Here is a 14,661-nt window from a genome sequence, read left to right on the forward strand (position 1 = left end):
TTGTTTTCCGGCGGAGGGACCTCTACGCCACCTCATGCCCTTGGACATTGCGAAGCGTCGAAATGTTCTTCGCTTTCCAGGCACCTTCGAATAGTAGGCGCGCAATGCCGGATTGCTCAAGGTGCAGACAGGTAAAAATGTCCAGTTCGTGAACCGGGCTTCACCCATCTGTCATGAATAGCCGCCGAATGATGTTGTAAGGCTATGACGCTCCAAGACCGTTCGAGTCACTTTTAGTTCAACGAATAGTTGCAGACTACTAGCCTTTGCTATGGCCAGCTCACACTTTCGCTACACACCGAGTCAGGCATCATCCGGAATATCATTTTTTTTACCGTTCTTGCGCTCAGTCAGTTTACTTACTACAAGTAATGGGTACTATGTACGGCGGCCAGTTTCTCTTTTCCGAGAGATGGCTATTAATTGAAAGTCCTTTGAAGGGGAACACGATGAACAACGTTCTGAAATTCTCTGCTCTGGCCCTGGCCGCAGTTCTGGCTACCGGTTGCAGCAGCGCTACCAAAGAAACCGAAGCTCGCCTGACTGCAACCGAAGACGCAGCAGCTCGCGCCCAAGCCCGTGCAGATGAAGCCTACCGTAAGGCTGACGACGCTCTGGCTGCCGCTCAGAAGGCTCAGCAGACCGCTGACGAAGCCAACGAGCGCGCTCTGCGCATGCTGGACAAAGCCAGCCGCAAGTAATAATCCTCATGGATTGTTAAGAAGCCGATCCACTTGTGGGTCGGCTTTTTTATTGCCCTCTCGAGGCACTCTCCAGATACGACAAAGCCTGCACTGGGCAGGCTCTGTTTGTAACGAGACAGCCTTACTGGAGTTCGGGCGGGATGCTCGAGACCATGGACGGCGCTTCATCATTATTGAGCGGGACAGCAATCTCGACCGGCATGCCATCTTCGGCAGCAATCACATCTCGAACCATGTCCCAGTTCATGCGCAGGTTATTGGCCAGGTCCTCACGCTTGAGCAATGCGTTGATGACTGCCGTGTGCTTGTCCACCACAGAGGGATCACCCTGATCATCCAATGGGGTATGCGCCTCGAGATAGACCTTACCCGCGCTCAGGCCGAACTTGTACGGCTCATTGATGATGCGCACCGGAGTGCCTACCGGAACCATGGTCGAGAGTTCCAGCACATTGTTGTTGAACATCCGGAAGCAGCCGTGGCTGGTCCGCATGCCGATGCCGAACTTCTTGTTCGAGCCATGGATCAGATAGCCCGGCACACCCAGGGTAAACTTGAACGGTCCCAACGGGTTATCGGGCCCCGCCGGGACCACCGTTGGCAAGATGTCGCCATCCGCGGCATGCTCGGCACGGATCGAGGCAGGCGGCGTCCAGGTCGGGTTGGGCGTCTTGGCGGTGATCTTGGTATTGGCGATGGGCGACCCCCAGCCTTCGCGGCCGATACCCAGCGGGTAGGTATGCACCACGCCCTCGCCCTTGGGGTAGTAGTACAAACGATATTCGGCCAGGTTGATGACGATGCCTTCGCGCGGTCCTGGCGGCAGGATGAAGCGCGTCGGCAGAACGATCTCGGTATCGGCGCCGGGCAACCACGGATCGACGCCTGGGTTCGCGGCGATCATTTCCGAATAGCCCAGATCATTGGCAGTGCCGATGTCCGCGAAGGTATCTTCGTACTTGGCCTTGATGACTTGCACCTGCCCGACGATGTCTTCGCCAGGAGCTGGCAAGGGCAGTTCCAGGGCCGCAGCGTGACCTGCTACCAGCAGGGCTGCCAGAGACAGGCAACGAGTGACGGCGGGAAAGCGCTGCAACATCCGGTAATTCCTTCGAAAGGTGATTCAAGAGAATCGATTGTACACCCTCGGCCAAAACCAGCGGGGACCGTTCGGGCTGTGGTAGTTTTCAGATGATGAAAGGCACTCAGAGTTCCGGCCAGACCGGACGAGTGCCACGCCGCTGGGCGTCGAGGATGGCCCGGCACAGGGGGCACAGGCGGCCGTCGCGATAAATCGTGGTGGGCACCCCCGACCAACGCGGCTGCGCGGGCAGCAATCCACCGCACAGAGTCCGATCAGCCGCTCCCCCCAATTCGAGCTGGCGAGCCACGAGATGGACGCGGACCTCCTGACATGCGAAGAGGTCGAGCTGCTCATCGGGCTCGATCAATTGATAGGCATACAGGGACCAGGCAGAACGCGGCATCGGGGGCTCCAGGGCGGGGGCGCAACATTAGCCGAAACCCGCCTCCGATAAAAGCGTCACAGCAAGGGTTTTATCGCCGGCCAGGCGTTTTCCAGCAGGCGCGCCTGGGCACCTCGCGCAGGATGAATGCCATCGGCCTGCATCAATGCGGGCACTCCCCCGACACCCTCCAGGAAGAACGGCACCAGTGGCACCTGTTTTTCCGCAGCCAGTCGTTCGAAGACATTGGCGAAGGCAGTGGTGTAACGTACCCCATAGTTCGGCGGCAGGCGCATGCCCAAGAGCAGTACCTGGGCGCCGGCCTCTCGCGAGAGATCGATCATCGAGGCAAGATTTTGTTGCAATTGCTGCGGCGGCTGACCACGCAAGCCATCGTTGCCACCCAGCTCGAGCACCACCAGCGTCGGCTTGTGAGCCGCGAGCAGCGCGGGCAGCCGGGCCTGGCCGCCCGCGCTGGTATCACCACTGATGGACGCATTGACCACTTCACCGTCATAGCCCTCCTTGCGCAAGCGCTCTTGCAGCAAGGCAACCCACCCCTGGCGGGTATCCAGGCCAAAACCGGCACTGATACTATCTCCAACGACCAGCAATGTACCCGCCGCCGCGCTCTGGGCCAGGCAATACATCACCAGACCGGCACTCAACCACCACATTCGCATCGGATTCTCCATGAGCCCCAGTATTCTCGTTGCGCAGAACCTTAGCAAAGTGGTCCCCAGCGCGGAAGGTGACCTGACCATCCTGCACGCGCTTTCCCTTTCTCTGGCCCAAGGCGACAGCCTTGCAATCGTCGGTGCCTCGGGCTCCGGCAAGTCGACGCTGCTCGGCCTGCTCGCGGGCCTCGACCGCCCTAGCGCTGGCAATGTCATCCTCGCCGGCAATGATCTAGGCCCTCTGGACGAGGACGCGCGTGCACGCGTACGCGCCGAGCATGTCGGGTTCGTGTTCCAGTCGTTCCAGCTGCTCGACAGCCTCAGCGCCCTGGAAAACGTCATGCTGCCCCTGGAGCTGCATGGCCGTCGCGATGCCAGGGAACATGCCCGCGGCCTGCTTGAAAGGGTCGGCCTGGGCAAGCGCCTGAGCCATACGCCCCGCCAGCTCTCCGGTGGCGAGCAGCAACGCGTGGCAATCGCCCGCGCCTTTGCCGCGCAACCGGCGGTGTTGTTCGCCGACGAGCCTACCGGCAACCTGGACAGCCACACGGGCGAGCGCATCAGCGATCTGCTGTTCGAGCTGAACAAGGAGCGCGGGACTACTTTGGTCCTGGTCACCCATGACGAGCGCCTGGCCCACCGTTGCCAGCGTCACATCCGTCTCGACGCCGGCCGCCTGGTCGCCCCCCTGGAGCCCTGATGACGCGCCTGCCTTTCTCCCATCTCTGCAGCCTGGCCGTGCGCCAGCTGCTGCGCGACTTGCGCGCCAGCGAGCTGCGCGTGCTGTTCTTCGCCTTGTTGGTGGCGGTGGCCGCCAGCACCGCCATCGGCTATTTCGGTGCCCGCCTCAACGGCGCCATGCAACTGCGCGCCAGCGAATTCCTCGGTGCGGACCTGGTGCTTCAGGGCAGCGAACCGGCGCGCGCCGAACAGGTCGATGCAGGCACCGGCCTGGGCTTGCGCCACGCCAGGGTGGTGGAGTTTTCCAGTGTGGTGGCCACCGACGCCGGCATCCAGCTGTCCGCCATCAAGGCCGTCGACGCTGCCTATCCCTTGCGCGGAGAGATCCGCAGCGCCAGCGCGCCTTACGCCGACGAGACGCCTGGTGGCGGGCCCGCGCCGGGGGAAGCCTGGGTCGAGCCGCGATTGCTGGCAGCCTTGGGGTTGTCGATCGGCGACACGATCGACGTAGGCATGAAGAGCCTGCGCATGAGCCGCGTGCTGACCTACGAACCGGACCGCGCCAACAATTTCTACAGCCTGACACCTCGTGTGCTGATCAACCTGGACGACCTGGAAGCCACCGGCGTGGTCCAACCCGGCAGTCGGGTCACCTACCGGGATCTCTGGCGAGGTGACAGCGAGCGACTGGGGCAGTATCGCCAGTCGGTCGAGAAGGACCTTGCGGCAAACCAGCGCCTAAGAGATACCCGCGACGGTAACCGCCAGGTCGGTGGCGCCCTGGCCAAGGCCGAGCGTTACCTGAACATGGCCAGCCTGGTCGCGGTACTGCTGGCCGGTGTGGCGGTCGCCCTGTCCGCCAGCCGCTATGCGGCGCGTCGACTCGATGCCAGTGCCCTGCTCCGCTGCCTGGGCCTGTCGCGACGACAGGCGCTGACTTTGTATTGCCTACAGCTGGCGATGCTCGGCCTGGTGGCGGCGCTCGCAGGCGCCATGCTGGGCTGGCTGGCACAGCTTGGGCTGTTCAGGCTGCTGCACGGATTGATGCCCAGCGTGGTCCCCCCCGGCGGGCTCGCGCCAGCGCTCGCCGGGATAGGCACAGGTCTGGTCGCGCTGGCGGGTTTCGCCCTGCCGCCGCTGGCCGCGCTTGGCCGCGTCCCGCCGCTGCGGGTGCTGCGTCGCGACTTGCTGCCCGTGCCACCCAGCAGCTGGATGGTCTACGGCGCAGCCTTGTTCGCCCTGGGTCTGATCATGTGGCGCCTGAGCCTCGACTTGCTGTTGACCTTCGCCCTGCTCGGCGGTGGTCTGGTGGCCGCGCTGGTACTGGGCGGCCTGCTCCTGCTCGGCCTGCGCAGTTTGCGCAGGATGCTGGCGGGCGCTCCGCTGGCGTGGCGACTAGGCCTGGGACAACTGCTGCGTCATCCATTGGCGGCCGCTGGCCAGGCCCTGGCCTTCGGGCTCATCCTGTTCGCCATGGCCTTGGTCGCGCTCCTGCGCGCCGAACTGCTCGACAACTGGCAGGATCAATTGCCCGCAGACGCCCCCAATCACTTCGCCCTCAACATTCTGCCCGCGGACCGCGACCCGTTCATGCAGCGCCTGCATGAGATCAGCGCTCACTCCGCCCCGCTGTTCCCGGTGCTCCCCGGACGCCTGACCGCGATCAACGATGAACCCGTGCGCCAGCTCGTCACCAAGGAATCCACCGGTGATCGCGCCGTGCAGCGCGACCTCAGCCTGACCTGGGCAGGCGAGCTGCCCCAGGGCAACGCCATCGTCGAGGGCAACTGGTGGCAAGCGACACCCACGCAGGAAGATCTGCCGGGCGTCTCGGTGGAAGCCGAACTTGCCGCCAGCCTGAAGCTGAAGCTGGGAGACCAGCTCACCTTCGACATCGGCGGCCAACAGCGCCAGGCACGCGTGAGCAGTGTACGCACCGTTCACTGGGACAGCTTCCAGCCGAACTTCTACATGATCTTCCAGCCAGGCACCTTGCAAGGCCTGCCCACCACTTATCTGACCAGCTTCTACCTCGCGGCCGGCAACGATCAGGCCGTGGTCAACCTGTCCCGCGCCTTCCCCGCGGTGACCATCCTCCAGGTGGATGCGCTCCTGGCCCAGTTGCGCAGCATCCTGGCCCAGGTCACCGTGGCGGTCGAATACGTGCTGCTGTTCGTGCTGGCGGCGGGCCTGGCGGTGCTGTTCGCCGGGCTGCAGGCGACGCTGGACGAACGCATTCGCCAAGGTGCCTTGTTACGCGCACTGGGGGCCGGTCGCCCGCTGCTGGTCAAGGCGCGACGCATAGAGTTCGGCCTGCTGGGCGCCGCCAGCGGCCTGCTGGCCGCGCTCGGCTGCGAGCTGGTCACCCTGGTCCTGTACCGCTATGCCTTTGACCTCCCCTGGAGCCCCCACCCCTGGCTGCTGATTCTGCCACTGGCCGGTGCCCTGCTGGTGGCGGGGGCAGGTGTCTATGGCACGCGCAGGGCGCTCAATGCCAGCCCGCTGGCGGTACTGCGCGACGGCTGACCCAGGCTATCCGGGATAAGCGATGCTGTTCACGTACCAGGTGGCCTCGCCTGTCGGCGTCTGTACGACCACCTCGTCGCCCTGCTCTTTCTTGAGCAGGGCGCGGGCCATGGGCGAGTCGATGGAGATGTAATCGTTGCGCCCGTAGATTTCGTCGTAACCGACGATGCGGAATGTCTTCAGCTCGCCCTCGTCGTTCTCGATCTCGACCCAGGCACCGAAGAACACCCTGCCTTCCTGTTGCGGTGAGTAGGCAACGATTTTCACATCCTCGAGACGCTTGCGCAGGTAACGCACACGCCGATCGATTTCACGCAACAGTTTCTTGTTGTACTGGTAGTCGGCATTCTCGCTACGGTCGCCCAGCGAAGCGGCCCAGGTCACTTTCTGGGTAATCTCGGGACGGTAGACTCGCCACAGATGATCCAGCTCCTTCTTCAGAGCTTCGTGACCTTCAGTCGTGATGATGTTGGTGCTCAAGCGCTGTCTCCTAAATCCATCAACGGCGGCCCGCAGGCCTATCGAGGGGAAAGCCTGGCGAAAATGCGAGGATGGCTATCCGCGGCTCACCGCCGCGTGATGAGGCCCTGTCGAGCGATCCGCGTCAACTGGCCGATCACCCGGGCGGCATCGTCGCCTACAGGCGCCTGGATCACCGCCAGGTCGAACCGGTCGTTGCCGTACCGGCCAAGATCGTCACCGCTCTCGATGAACTGGATCAGGAACGCGCGGGCCTGCCCCTTGCGGCGCGAGAGACCATCGAGATGACGAAGCAGAGTGGGTTGATGCTGGCCGCCGAGCAGGATGCGCGGCGTTCGGGTGGCCTGGTCGGCAAGCAAGGGGCTCAGGCAGACGCTGGTACGTGGGCAACTCATGACGCTTATCTCCGCCTCCAAATCCCGCTGGGCAGCGGTGGGAGGCGTCACCGAACCAGCGCTTTAGCGGTATTTCGGATAGGCCAAGGGGCTTTTCCCGCGCCCCGCAAGTAGCTGTTTAAATCGGCGCAGACAGTATCCTAGAGCCTCGAGAGACAAGTTACAAGCCGCACATGGGGGCGTGACCGGTGCCGTGGCCAGTGTCAGCGCTCAAGCGAAGCCCGTTCGCGATTGAAGGCGAGGAAGTACTTGTTGACGCTGTTGACGAAGCTGACCGGACCCATGCCCACTTGCTCCATGGCGATACGTTCGGTCTGGAAGAACCACTGGTCGCCGTTCAATCCCCGGCGCCGCGCTTCGGCACGCATGGCCTGGACCCGCTCCGGCCCCAGGTTGTAGGCCGCCAGGACGAACGCCATGCGTTGGCGCTCGTTGAGCTTGGGGCTGGCGAAGAACTTGCGGCGGATCAGCGCCAGGTAGCGCGCACTGGCCTGGACGTTGCCGTCGACCGTGGAGATGTTCTTGATCCCGACACGGCGGGCGGCCGATGGCGTGATCTGCATCAATCCATGAGCGCCCCCGGAGCCACGCGCCGCGGGGTTGAGCGTGGACTCCTTGAACGCCAACGCGGCGAGATTGAGCCAGTCCATCTGTTGGGCCGCGGCATGCTTACGCAGCACGGCGCGCACCGAGGCCAGGCGCTGGCGGTCTCGCCGCGCCAACGGATTGTGCACGCGGTACAGGCGCCGATAGATGCGCTCGAAGGCGGCATCCTGGTTCGCCGGGGCCCGGTAGCCCTGCAGGAAACGGTCGACCGTGGCCAGCAGCATCGTGGCGTCTCGACGCACGTACCAGCGCACGGCCTCCGGTGTCGTCAGGTGCAGACGGGTATCCAGGCGCAGGCGTGGCATCACCCGCGCCCAGCGACGAGCAATGGGCTGCTCGACGACCGTCAGCGGGTAGATACCGGCCTGGACCATTTCCAGCACATCTTCCACGGCGAGGCTGGGGTCGACCCATTCGATCTTGATCGGCGCCAGTTTTCGCAAGGCCAATTTCCGATTGATCTCGTGCAGGGCGCTGCCGGCAGCGCTGGCTGGCGTCAGGACGATGGTCCTTCCTGCCAACTGCTCGACCCGGCTGATGCTGCGCCCGCCCTTGCGCCCCACCAACTGCAGAGACACCTGGTCCAGCACCGGGGCGCTGGCCTTCAGGCCACGCGACGTACCCAGGTCGAGCAGTTCTCCGGGGGCGGCGATATCGCCTTCGCCACGCTGCAAGGCGCCCAGCAATTGATCCTTGGCCCGGGGAATGATCTTTATCCGCATCGTTCGCCCCTCGGGCATTCGCGCGTTCAGGTAATGCTCGAGGGCTTTCATGCGGTGATACTCCACCCCGATCGGCTCGCCTTTCACCTCGCCCGAGCTGTTGCGGCTCTGATTGACCAGCACGCGCAGGACCTTGCTGCTGCGAATCTGCGCCAGATCACGAACCTGAGTGCTGGGTACATTCTGTTGCGGGCCCGCCAGACGCGCGCTGACCGGCCCGGAAACGAGCAGGCCAAGCATCAGCACAATTGTCAGCAGCATTCGCGGCATAAGGCGGAGCGTCCCGGGCATCGGCAGACGCTCGCGAGGGCGGCGTCGATGTCACTTGATGGCAAAAGACCACGGCAACAGCCTGAAGTTCTTGGGTTTCTCCCTGGCTTCCGGGTTTTTGCTATGCTGGCCGACCCGCGGCACGAGGTAGCACCATGCAACTCATCGATATCGGCGTCAACCTGACCAACAGCAGTTTCCATGGCAAAGAGGCACCGATCGTCGAGCGTGCCAACGCAGCCGGCGTGGTGCAGATGGTGCTGACAGGCACCAGCCTGGCGGTCAGCGAGCAATCGCTTGCCCTGGCCGAACGCCTGGATGAGGACGGTCGGTCACTGTTCTGCACGGCGGGCGTGCATCCCCATGAAGCAAGCGCCTGGAATACCGACAGCACGCGGCACCTGCGCGCGCTGCTCGAGCACCCTCGGGTCAGGGCAGTGGGTGAATGCGGGCTGGATTTCAACCGTGACTTCTCGCCTCGCCCGCTCCAGGAACGCGCCCTGGAGGCGCAGCTCGCGCTGGCCGTGCAGATGCGCATGCCGGTCTTCCTGCACGAACGCGATGCCAGTGATCGACTGCTGGAGATCCTCAAGGACTATCGCGACCATCTGCCCGCGGCCGTGGTGCACTGCTTCACCGGCGAGCGCGAGGCGCTGTTCGCCTACCTCGACCTGGACCTGCATATCGGCATTACCGGATGGATCTGCGACGAGCGTCGTGGCACCCACCTGCATCCTTTGGTCGGTAATATCCCGGCGGGCCGCCTGATGCTTGAAAGCGATGCACCGTACCTGCTGCCTCGCAGTCTGCGGCCACGACCCAAGAGCGGGCGCAACGAGCCGGCCTACCTGGGTGAAGTGCTGCGAGAAGTGGCGCAGCACCGAGGTGAAACCGTGCAACAGACCAGCACGCATACGACGGCGGCGGCGCGCCGCTTCTTCGACCTGCCGGAGATTTCTTGACCTGCGTCAAAAACGGCTGCAGCCAGGCTCGGCACAATGATGGCACCTTGCCCGCAATGTTCCCCGCGCCACTCAGAGAAGACCTGCCATGGGTGCCTGGCTTAGCAATGTTTCCTTGAAATACAAGTTCTGGGCCGTCAACGCCGTGGCCTTTGTCACCACTCTACTGCTGGTGCTGTATGCCGTGCACCTGGAACAGCAGGCACGCGCCGAAACCGCCCGCGCTAATGCCCAGGCACAGGCACGGTTGCTAGCCGAGTGGCCCGCGGGGCAGCCCCTTCCCTCGCGGGAATACGTTATCGCCTGGAACGTCGGTCAGGCGCCGTCTCTGGACGGCGGCCCCATCGACAACTTGCGCGATGGTCAGGGCTGGATCGAGTTCGAAACCGTCTCGATCATGGCCGATGATCCTCTCACGGGGGCCCAAGTGTTCGAGCGCGGCGATCAGCGGGTCGCGGTCCTCGCCCATTCGCCAAGCCTGCGCCAGGTCCTGCTCGATCGCTTCAGCCATTACGCCATTTGCGTGCTGATTCTGATGCTGGCCATGCTCGGCGCCTCGCAGTTGCTGATCCGCTTCCTGCTCAGCCAGCTCGATACCCTCAAGGACGTCATGCTGCACGTCGAGAAAACCGGCGACCTATCTGCCCGGGTGCCCCTCGCCTGTGGTGACGAAGTGGGTCAAATGGCTGGGGCATTCAACGCCATGCAGTCCACCTATCACCGCGTGGTCAGCACCGTGGCCCATACCGCAGCGCAGCTCGACGCTGGCGCCGGGCGCTTGGCCGCGAGCATGGACGAAGTACGCCAGGGCATGCTGGGGCAACAGAGCGAGACCGACCAGGCTGCTACCGCGATCAACCAGATGTCTGCCACCGTCCACCATATCGCCCAGCATGCCGAGGCCACGCGCGACTTGTCGCAAACCGCCGACCATCTCGCAGGCAGTGGTCAGGATGTGGTCGGTCGCGTCCAGGACTCGATCCTCGGCCTTTCCAGCGGCGTACAGCAGACCGCCGAAATGATTCGACAACTGGCCGAGGACAGTCAGAAGATCAACGGTGTGGTGGGCGTGATCCATAGCATTGCCGAACAGACCAACCTGCTGGCTCTGAACGCCGCGATCGAGGCCGCCCGCGCGGGTGACCTGGGACGGGGCTTCGCCGTCGTCGCGGACGAAGTCCGCAACCTTGCCAAGCGCGTGCAGGCCTCTACCGATGAAATCACTACCATGGTCTGCGCATTGCAGGGCGGTACCCGCGACGCCGTCGAGTTCATGCAGGAAAGCTCGCTCAAGGCCGATGGCTGCGTCAGTCAGGCACGTGAAGCAGGCCAGGCTCTGGCACAGATCACCCATGCCGTTGCCCGGATGCGGGAGAGCAATACTCAAATCGCTGTGGCAGCCCAGCAGCAGAGCCAGGTAGCCGAAGAAATGAATCGTGCCGTGGTGAGCATTCGCGATGTCACCGAGCAGACCGTGCAACAGACGGTCGGCTCGGCGGCGACCAGCATCGAACTGGCGACCCTGGCGGGCGAGCTGAACAAGGCCGTAGGCCAGCTCACGCTATGATTTTCATAGAAATGCTGCATTGGCCGAGTGTCGCGAGCGGCACTAAGCTTTGGACATGACCCCGAGGAACACGTCCATGAGCAAACGCCATCCCAACCTGCCCGCCTGGCAATGGCGTGGCTATCCGGATAATCATCGCCATCCGGCCAACCTGGTGCTGCATCTGATAGCGGTGCCGCTGTTCATCCTAGGTTCGCTGCTGGTGCTTTCCGGGCTCTTCGGACTTGATCTCAGTCAGATCGCCGTTGGCGTGATCGCATTGATTGCGGGTCTTGGTCTACAGCGCCATGGTCATCGCCTGGAGGCCGAGCAGCCTGAAGCCTTCGCCAATCGTCAGGATGCCATCAAGCGCCTGTTGACCGAGCAGTTCATCACCTTTCCGAGGTTCGTCTTGAGCGGTGCCTGGTGGCGAGCATGGCGGCAACGCCACAAGCATCGGCCCTAGGCGAACACCGTCACCGTCTGTCGGCTGAGCGCCAGCAGGGTTCCATCATCCGCCCACAAGCCAGCCGACGCCTGCCCATAGCCCGCATGGGCATGTTCGGTCTGGGCGCAGTATTGATACCATGCCGATGCAGAGCGATGCCCCAGAGGTTGGATGAAGTCGAGCGTCCAGGTCAATGTACTGCCCGCCGCCGGTTGCCTGAGGTATGACATCAGGGTCGATGGCCAGCTATCCACCAAGGCGATGAGATGGGCTTCGTCAAGGGGCTCATCCATTGCATCACGCAAATGCACCCACCCACCCATGCGTCGAGCGCTGCTGTTGCTGAACGGCATGCCGCCGACAGCCCAGCGCAACCCGACATGACGGATGAACTCCGGTGTAACGCCCTTGACGTAGGGCAATTCCGGTCCGGACTGATCGAGCGCAGGCAGATCCACCGGCGGCAAGGCCGGCACTTCGACCAGCGAGGCGCGACCACTGCCGAAGCTACCCTGCATCAGCGTCACCACCTGGCCATTCTGCAGGGCACGTCCGAGCAGCGTACTCACGGCCTTGCCCTCTCGCAGCACTTCGACCTCGAAAGCGATAGGGGTATCCGCCGCGGCCGGGCCGACAAAGGTGATGGCCAATGAGCGAACCGGCCGGTCTGTCTGCACCTGCTCGCGCATGGCTTCATAGAGCAGCGCCGCCATCAATCCACCGAAGATCGCCCGCCCCTGAGTCCAGGTGGCGGACACGCTCACCGCCTCGGGCTGACGCCGGACGGCATCCAGCAATGCATTGAAATTCATATCACCCTCAATGCGTGGAGGAAAGTCACGATGCTATAGCACCCTCGTCCGCCAGGCAGGCCGCATAAGCGCCATTTGCAGCGATCATCGACGTGACAACGCTTTCTGCAGGCGCTTCAGAGTGACATCTGCCTGCTGCTCCGCCGCTTCGAGTTCTTGCTCCCAAACGGCCTTGCAGGGTGCCAGATCCACTTGCTCGCGTGCCTGCAACAGCCATTGCAAACGGTCATGCCAATCACCCAGATCGCCTTGAGCCTTCTTCAGCAGGCGGCGCAGTGTCTTACCCGCATGATCGAGCTGCGGATAGGCTTCATCCCCATAGCGAACCCGCTTGATCAGCAATCGGAGCCGATGGCGGTCGTGCGCGGGATCCTTCAGGGCCTCCTCCAGCTTGCGCCACTGCTTGCCCAAGCGCTTGTCGATGCGCTTGCCCAGCCCGCGCACCAGCCCCTCGCGCTCGGCGGCACGCAGGAACTGCGGAGCCGCATCGATGATGATCACTATCCGCTTGAGCTCATCGCTGGTGGCGACTTCCGTGAATGCGCGCGCGCGATCGGCCAGCCGTCGCTGCCCCGCCTGCAGGTAGTTGCGAGAAATCAGCTCGCCCGCGAGCACTTCCTGATCGCGCAAGGGCGTAGTGAGCGCTCCCAAGGCTCTGGCGGCGTCCTCGAGCTGATCCACACTCGGCAGGCCGCGTAAAGGCCGAAGCAGGCTGCGCAGGCGACGCAGGCTCGTGCGCAGGTCGTGTAGCGCTTCGCTGTCGGTATCTTCGGCAAGGCGCGACCGGCAAGCCAGCAGACGCACCTGTAGCGAGAGGATCTGGGATACCACGTGGTCTAGCATGGAAGACATGCCGATCTCCTTTCTCAGCGTCCGGCGCGGGATTCACGGATATAGAAACGGGCCTTGTCAGCCTTGTGCGTGCAGCCTTCGAACGCTTCGAACTGCTGCTGGGTCTTGGCGCCCGTCAGCAACGACAGGGCCTTGGAATAACTCACGGTGCCGGCGAAGCCTTCGGCCTTGGCCAGGTCGAGTTCCTTCCAGGCTGCATCCAGCTGAGTGGCGCAGCTGTCACGATAAGCCGTCTTGCCCGCGCAGCCAGCAAGGGCCAGGACAATCAAGGGAAGGCAGATCCAGGCTTTCATCGTTTGATCCTCAAGAAAGGGGGTGTACGGCTGTTCGACGGTAGACTCAAGGGAAAGTGCCGTTTCCAGGGACAGCCGAGGGGAACTGGGATTGATGCATCAGGCGCATTGCGCGCATTGTAGGACTCTCGAGTACTGATGCGGGGAAACAGAATGAGCAAGCGTGTCGCATTGGTGCTGGGTTCAGGGGGTGCGCGTGGCTACGCCCACATTGGAGTGATCGAGGAAATCGAGCGCCGCGGCTACGAGATCGCCTGCATCGCAGGCTGCTCGATGGGCGCCGTCGTCGGCGGGATCTACGCGGCGGGCAAGCTGGATGACTACCGCAAATGGATCGAGAGCCTGGACTATCTGGACGTACTGCGCCTGGTGGATGTCAGCTTTCGCCTGGGTGCGATCCGCGGCGAGAAGGTATTCGGACATATTCGCAAGATCGTTGGCGAGCTCAACATCGAGCAACTGCGCATCCCCTACACGGCGGTCGCCACCGATCTCACGAATCAGCAGGAAATATGGTTCCAGGAGGGCTGTCTGCACCAGGCGATGCGTGCCTCTGCGGCCATACCCAGCCTGTTCACACCCGTGGTGCAAGGCAACCGCATGCTCGTGGACGGTGGCATTCTCAACCCTCTGCCGATCATCCCGGTGGTCTCCAGCCACTGCGATCTGATCATCGCGGTCAACCTCAACGCTACCAACCAGAAACACTACCAGTTACCGGTGATCGAACGGCCGGCGGCATTCAGGATGCGCTTTGACAGCCTGATCAGCTCGCTGGGTTCGCACCTGCCCTTCCGGCGCAAACCCGCCGAAAAGTTGATTCGCATCGAACAGGAGATCGTCGCCGAAAAGCTCGCCATTCCCAACCCATGGCTGGTCGATCCGGCAGATCCCAAGGCCGGGCAGTCGGCAGCGACGCCTGAAGACACCGCGGCGCCCAAGTCCGCGACGGGCTCGTTCATCATCAACAACGTTGGCCCTGCCTCGCTGCTCGACTTGATCAACCAGAGTTTCGAAGTCATGCAGACGTCACTGGCACAGTACAAGATCGCCGGCTATCCACCCGACATACTGATCAACGTGCCAAAGCGCGTGTGCCGCTTCTTCGAGTTCTACAAGGCACCCGAGCTCATCGCCCTGGGTCGGGAAATCGCTCGCGACACGTTGGACACCTATGAAAACGAACGACGTTGATCCCTGAAACCAAAAAGGCCGCATGAG

General features: G+C 63.1%; 16 protein-coding genes. 7 read left to right on the plus strand and 9 right to left on the minus strand.

The window, feature by feature from the left end; all coding sequences use genetic code 11:
- The first annotated feature begins 449 nt into the window (after positions 1–449).
- Complete coding sequence (locus G7009_RS09515; protein ID WP_181129748.1) at positions 450–701, plus strand: Lpp/OprI family alanine-zipper lipoprotein; 252 nt, start codon at positions 450–452, stop codon at positions 699–701.
- 124 nt (positions 702–825) lie between these two features.
- Here G7009_RS09515 and G7009_RS09520 read toward each other — a convergent pair whose 3' ends face one another.
- The 3 genes from G7009_RS09520 to G7009_RS09530 form a co-directional block, all read right to left on the minus strand.
- Positions 826–1,803, minus strand: a complete 978-nt coding sequence (locus G7009_RS09520) for a L,D-transpeptidase family protein (protein ID WP_181129749.1) — start codon at positions 1,801–1,803, stop codon at positions 826–828.
- Between the two features lie 106 nt (positions 1,804–1,909).
- Positions 1,910–2,191, minus strand: coding sequence for a hypothetical protein (locus tag G7009_RS09525; protein ID WP_181129750.1), 282 nt, complete (start codon positions 2,189–2,191; stop codon positions 1,910–1,912).
- Between the two features lie 56 nt (positions 2,192–2,247).
- A complete protein-coding gene (locus G7009_RS09530) occupies positions 2,248–2,853 on the minus strand; it encodes an arylesterase (protein WP_181129751.1) in 606 nt (201 codons plus the stop codon).
- 10 nt (positions 2,854–2,863) lie between these two features.
- On the opposite strand from G7009_RS09530, the gene G7009_RS09535 reads away from it, so the two are divergent.
- Complete coding sequence (locus G7009_RS09535; protein ID WP_181129752.1) at positions 2,864–3,547, plus strand: ABC transporter ATP-binding protein; 684 nt, start codon at positions 2,864–2,866, stop codon at positions 3,545–3,547.
- Positions 3,547–6,054, plus strand: coding sequence for an ABC transporter permease (locus tag G7009_RS09540; protein WP_181129753.1), 2,508 nt, complete (start codon positions 3,547–3,549; stop codon positions 6,052–6,054). Before G7009_RS09535 ends, G7009_RS09540 begins: the two co-directional genes overlap by 1 nt.
- A gap of 6 nt (positions 6,055–6,060) precedes the next feature.
- On the opposite strand, the gene greB is transcribed toward G7009_RS09540, so the two are convergent.
- The 3 genes from greB to G7009_RS09555 form a co-directional block, all read right to left on the minus strand.
- Entirely contained in the window at positions 6,061–6,534 is a 474-nt protein-coding gene (gene greB / locus G7009_RS09545) for a transcription elongation factor GreB (RefSeq protein ID WP_181129754.1), read from the minus strand.
- A gap of 86 nt (positions 6,535–6,620) precedes the next feature.
- A complete protein-coding gene (locus G7009_RS09550) occupies positions 6,621–6,929 on the minus strand; it encodes a hypothetical protein (protein WP_181129755.1) in 309 nt (102 codons plus the stop codon).
- A gap of 203 nt (positions 6,930–7,132) precedes the next feature.
- Positions 7,133–8,527, minus strand: a complete 1,395-nt coding sequence (locus G7009_RS09555) for an MltF family protein (protein ID WP_181129756.1) — start codon at positions 8,525–8,527, stop codon at positions 7,133–7,135.
- A 155-nt stretch (positions 8,528–8,682) separates the two neighbouring features.
- On the opposite strand from G7009_RS09555, the gene G7009_RS09560 reads away from it, so the two are divergent.
- The 3 genes from G7009_RS09560 to G7009_RS09570 all read left to right on the plus strand — a co-directional run bounded on the left by G7009_RS09560 (position 8,683) and on the right by G7009_RS09570 (position 11,501).
- Positions 8,683–9,489, plus strand: coding sequence for a TatD family hydrolase (locus tag G7009_RS09560; protein WP_181129757.1), 807 nt, complete (start codon positions 8,683–8,685; stop codon positions 9,487–9,489).
- A gap of 88 nt (positions 9,490–9,577) precedes the next feature.
- Positions 9,578–11,056, plus strand: a complete 1,479-nt coding sequence (locus G7009_RS09565; RefSeq protein WP_181129758.1) for a methyl-accepting chemotaxis protein — start codon at positions 9,578–9,580, stop codon at positions 11,054–11,056.
- Between the two features lie 76 nt (positions 11,057–11,132).
- A complete protein-coding gene (locus tag G7009_RS09570) occupies positions 11,133–11,501 on the plus strand; it encodes an Mpo1-like protein (RefSeq protein ID WP_181129759.1) in 369 nt (122 codons plus the stop codon).
- Here the strand turns inward: G7009_RS09570 and G7009_RS09575 are convergent.
- The 3 genes from G7009_RS09575 to G7009_RS09585 all read right to left on the minus strand — a co-directional run bounded on the left by G7009_RS09575 (position 11,498) and on the right by G7009_RS09585 (position 13,440).
- A complete protein-coding gene (locus G7009_RS09575) occupies positions 11,498–12,295 on the minus strand; it encodes an acyl-CoA thioesterase (protein WP_181129760.1) in 798 nt (265 codons plus the stop codon). The genes G7009_RS09570 and G7009_RS09575 overlap by 4 nt on opposite strands.
- Positions 12,296–12,379: 84 nt before the next feature.
- Entirely contained in the window at positions 12,380–13,147 is a 768-nt protein-coding gene (locus G7009_RS09580) for a CHAD domain-containing protein (protein WP_181129761.1), read from the minus strand.
- 14 nt (positions 13,148–13,161) lie between these two features.
- The gene (locus G7009_RS09585; protein ID WP_181129762.1) at positions 13,162–13,440 is read right to left on the minus strand and encodes a hypothetical protein; all 279 of its coding nucleotides are present in this window, start codon (positions 13,438–13,440) and stop codon (positions 13,162–13,164) included.
- A gap of 153 nt (positions 13,441–13,593) precedes the next feature.
- Here G7009_RS09585 and G7009_RS09590 point away from each other — a divergent pair, with 153 nt between their 5' ends.
- Entirely contained in the window at positions 13,594–14,634 is a 1,041-nt protein-coding gene (locus G7009_RS09590; protein WP_181129763.1) for a patatin-like phospholipase family protein, read from the plus strand.
- The last annotated feature ends 27 nt before the right edge of the window (positions 14,635–14,661 follow it).

Origin of the sequence: Pseudomonas capeferrum (genome assembly GCF_013523055.1) — a bacterium.
GTDB classification, from domain to species: domain Bacteria; phylum Pseudomonadota; class Gammaproteobacteria; order Pseudomonadales; family Pseudomonadaceae; genus Aquipseudomonas; species Aquipseudomonas capeferrum_A.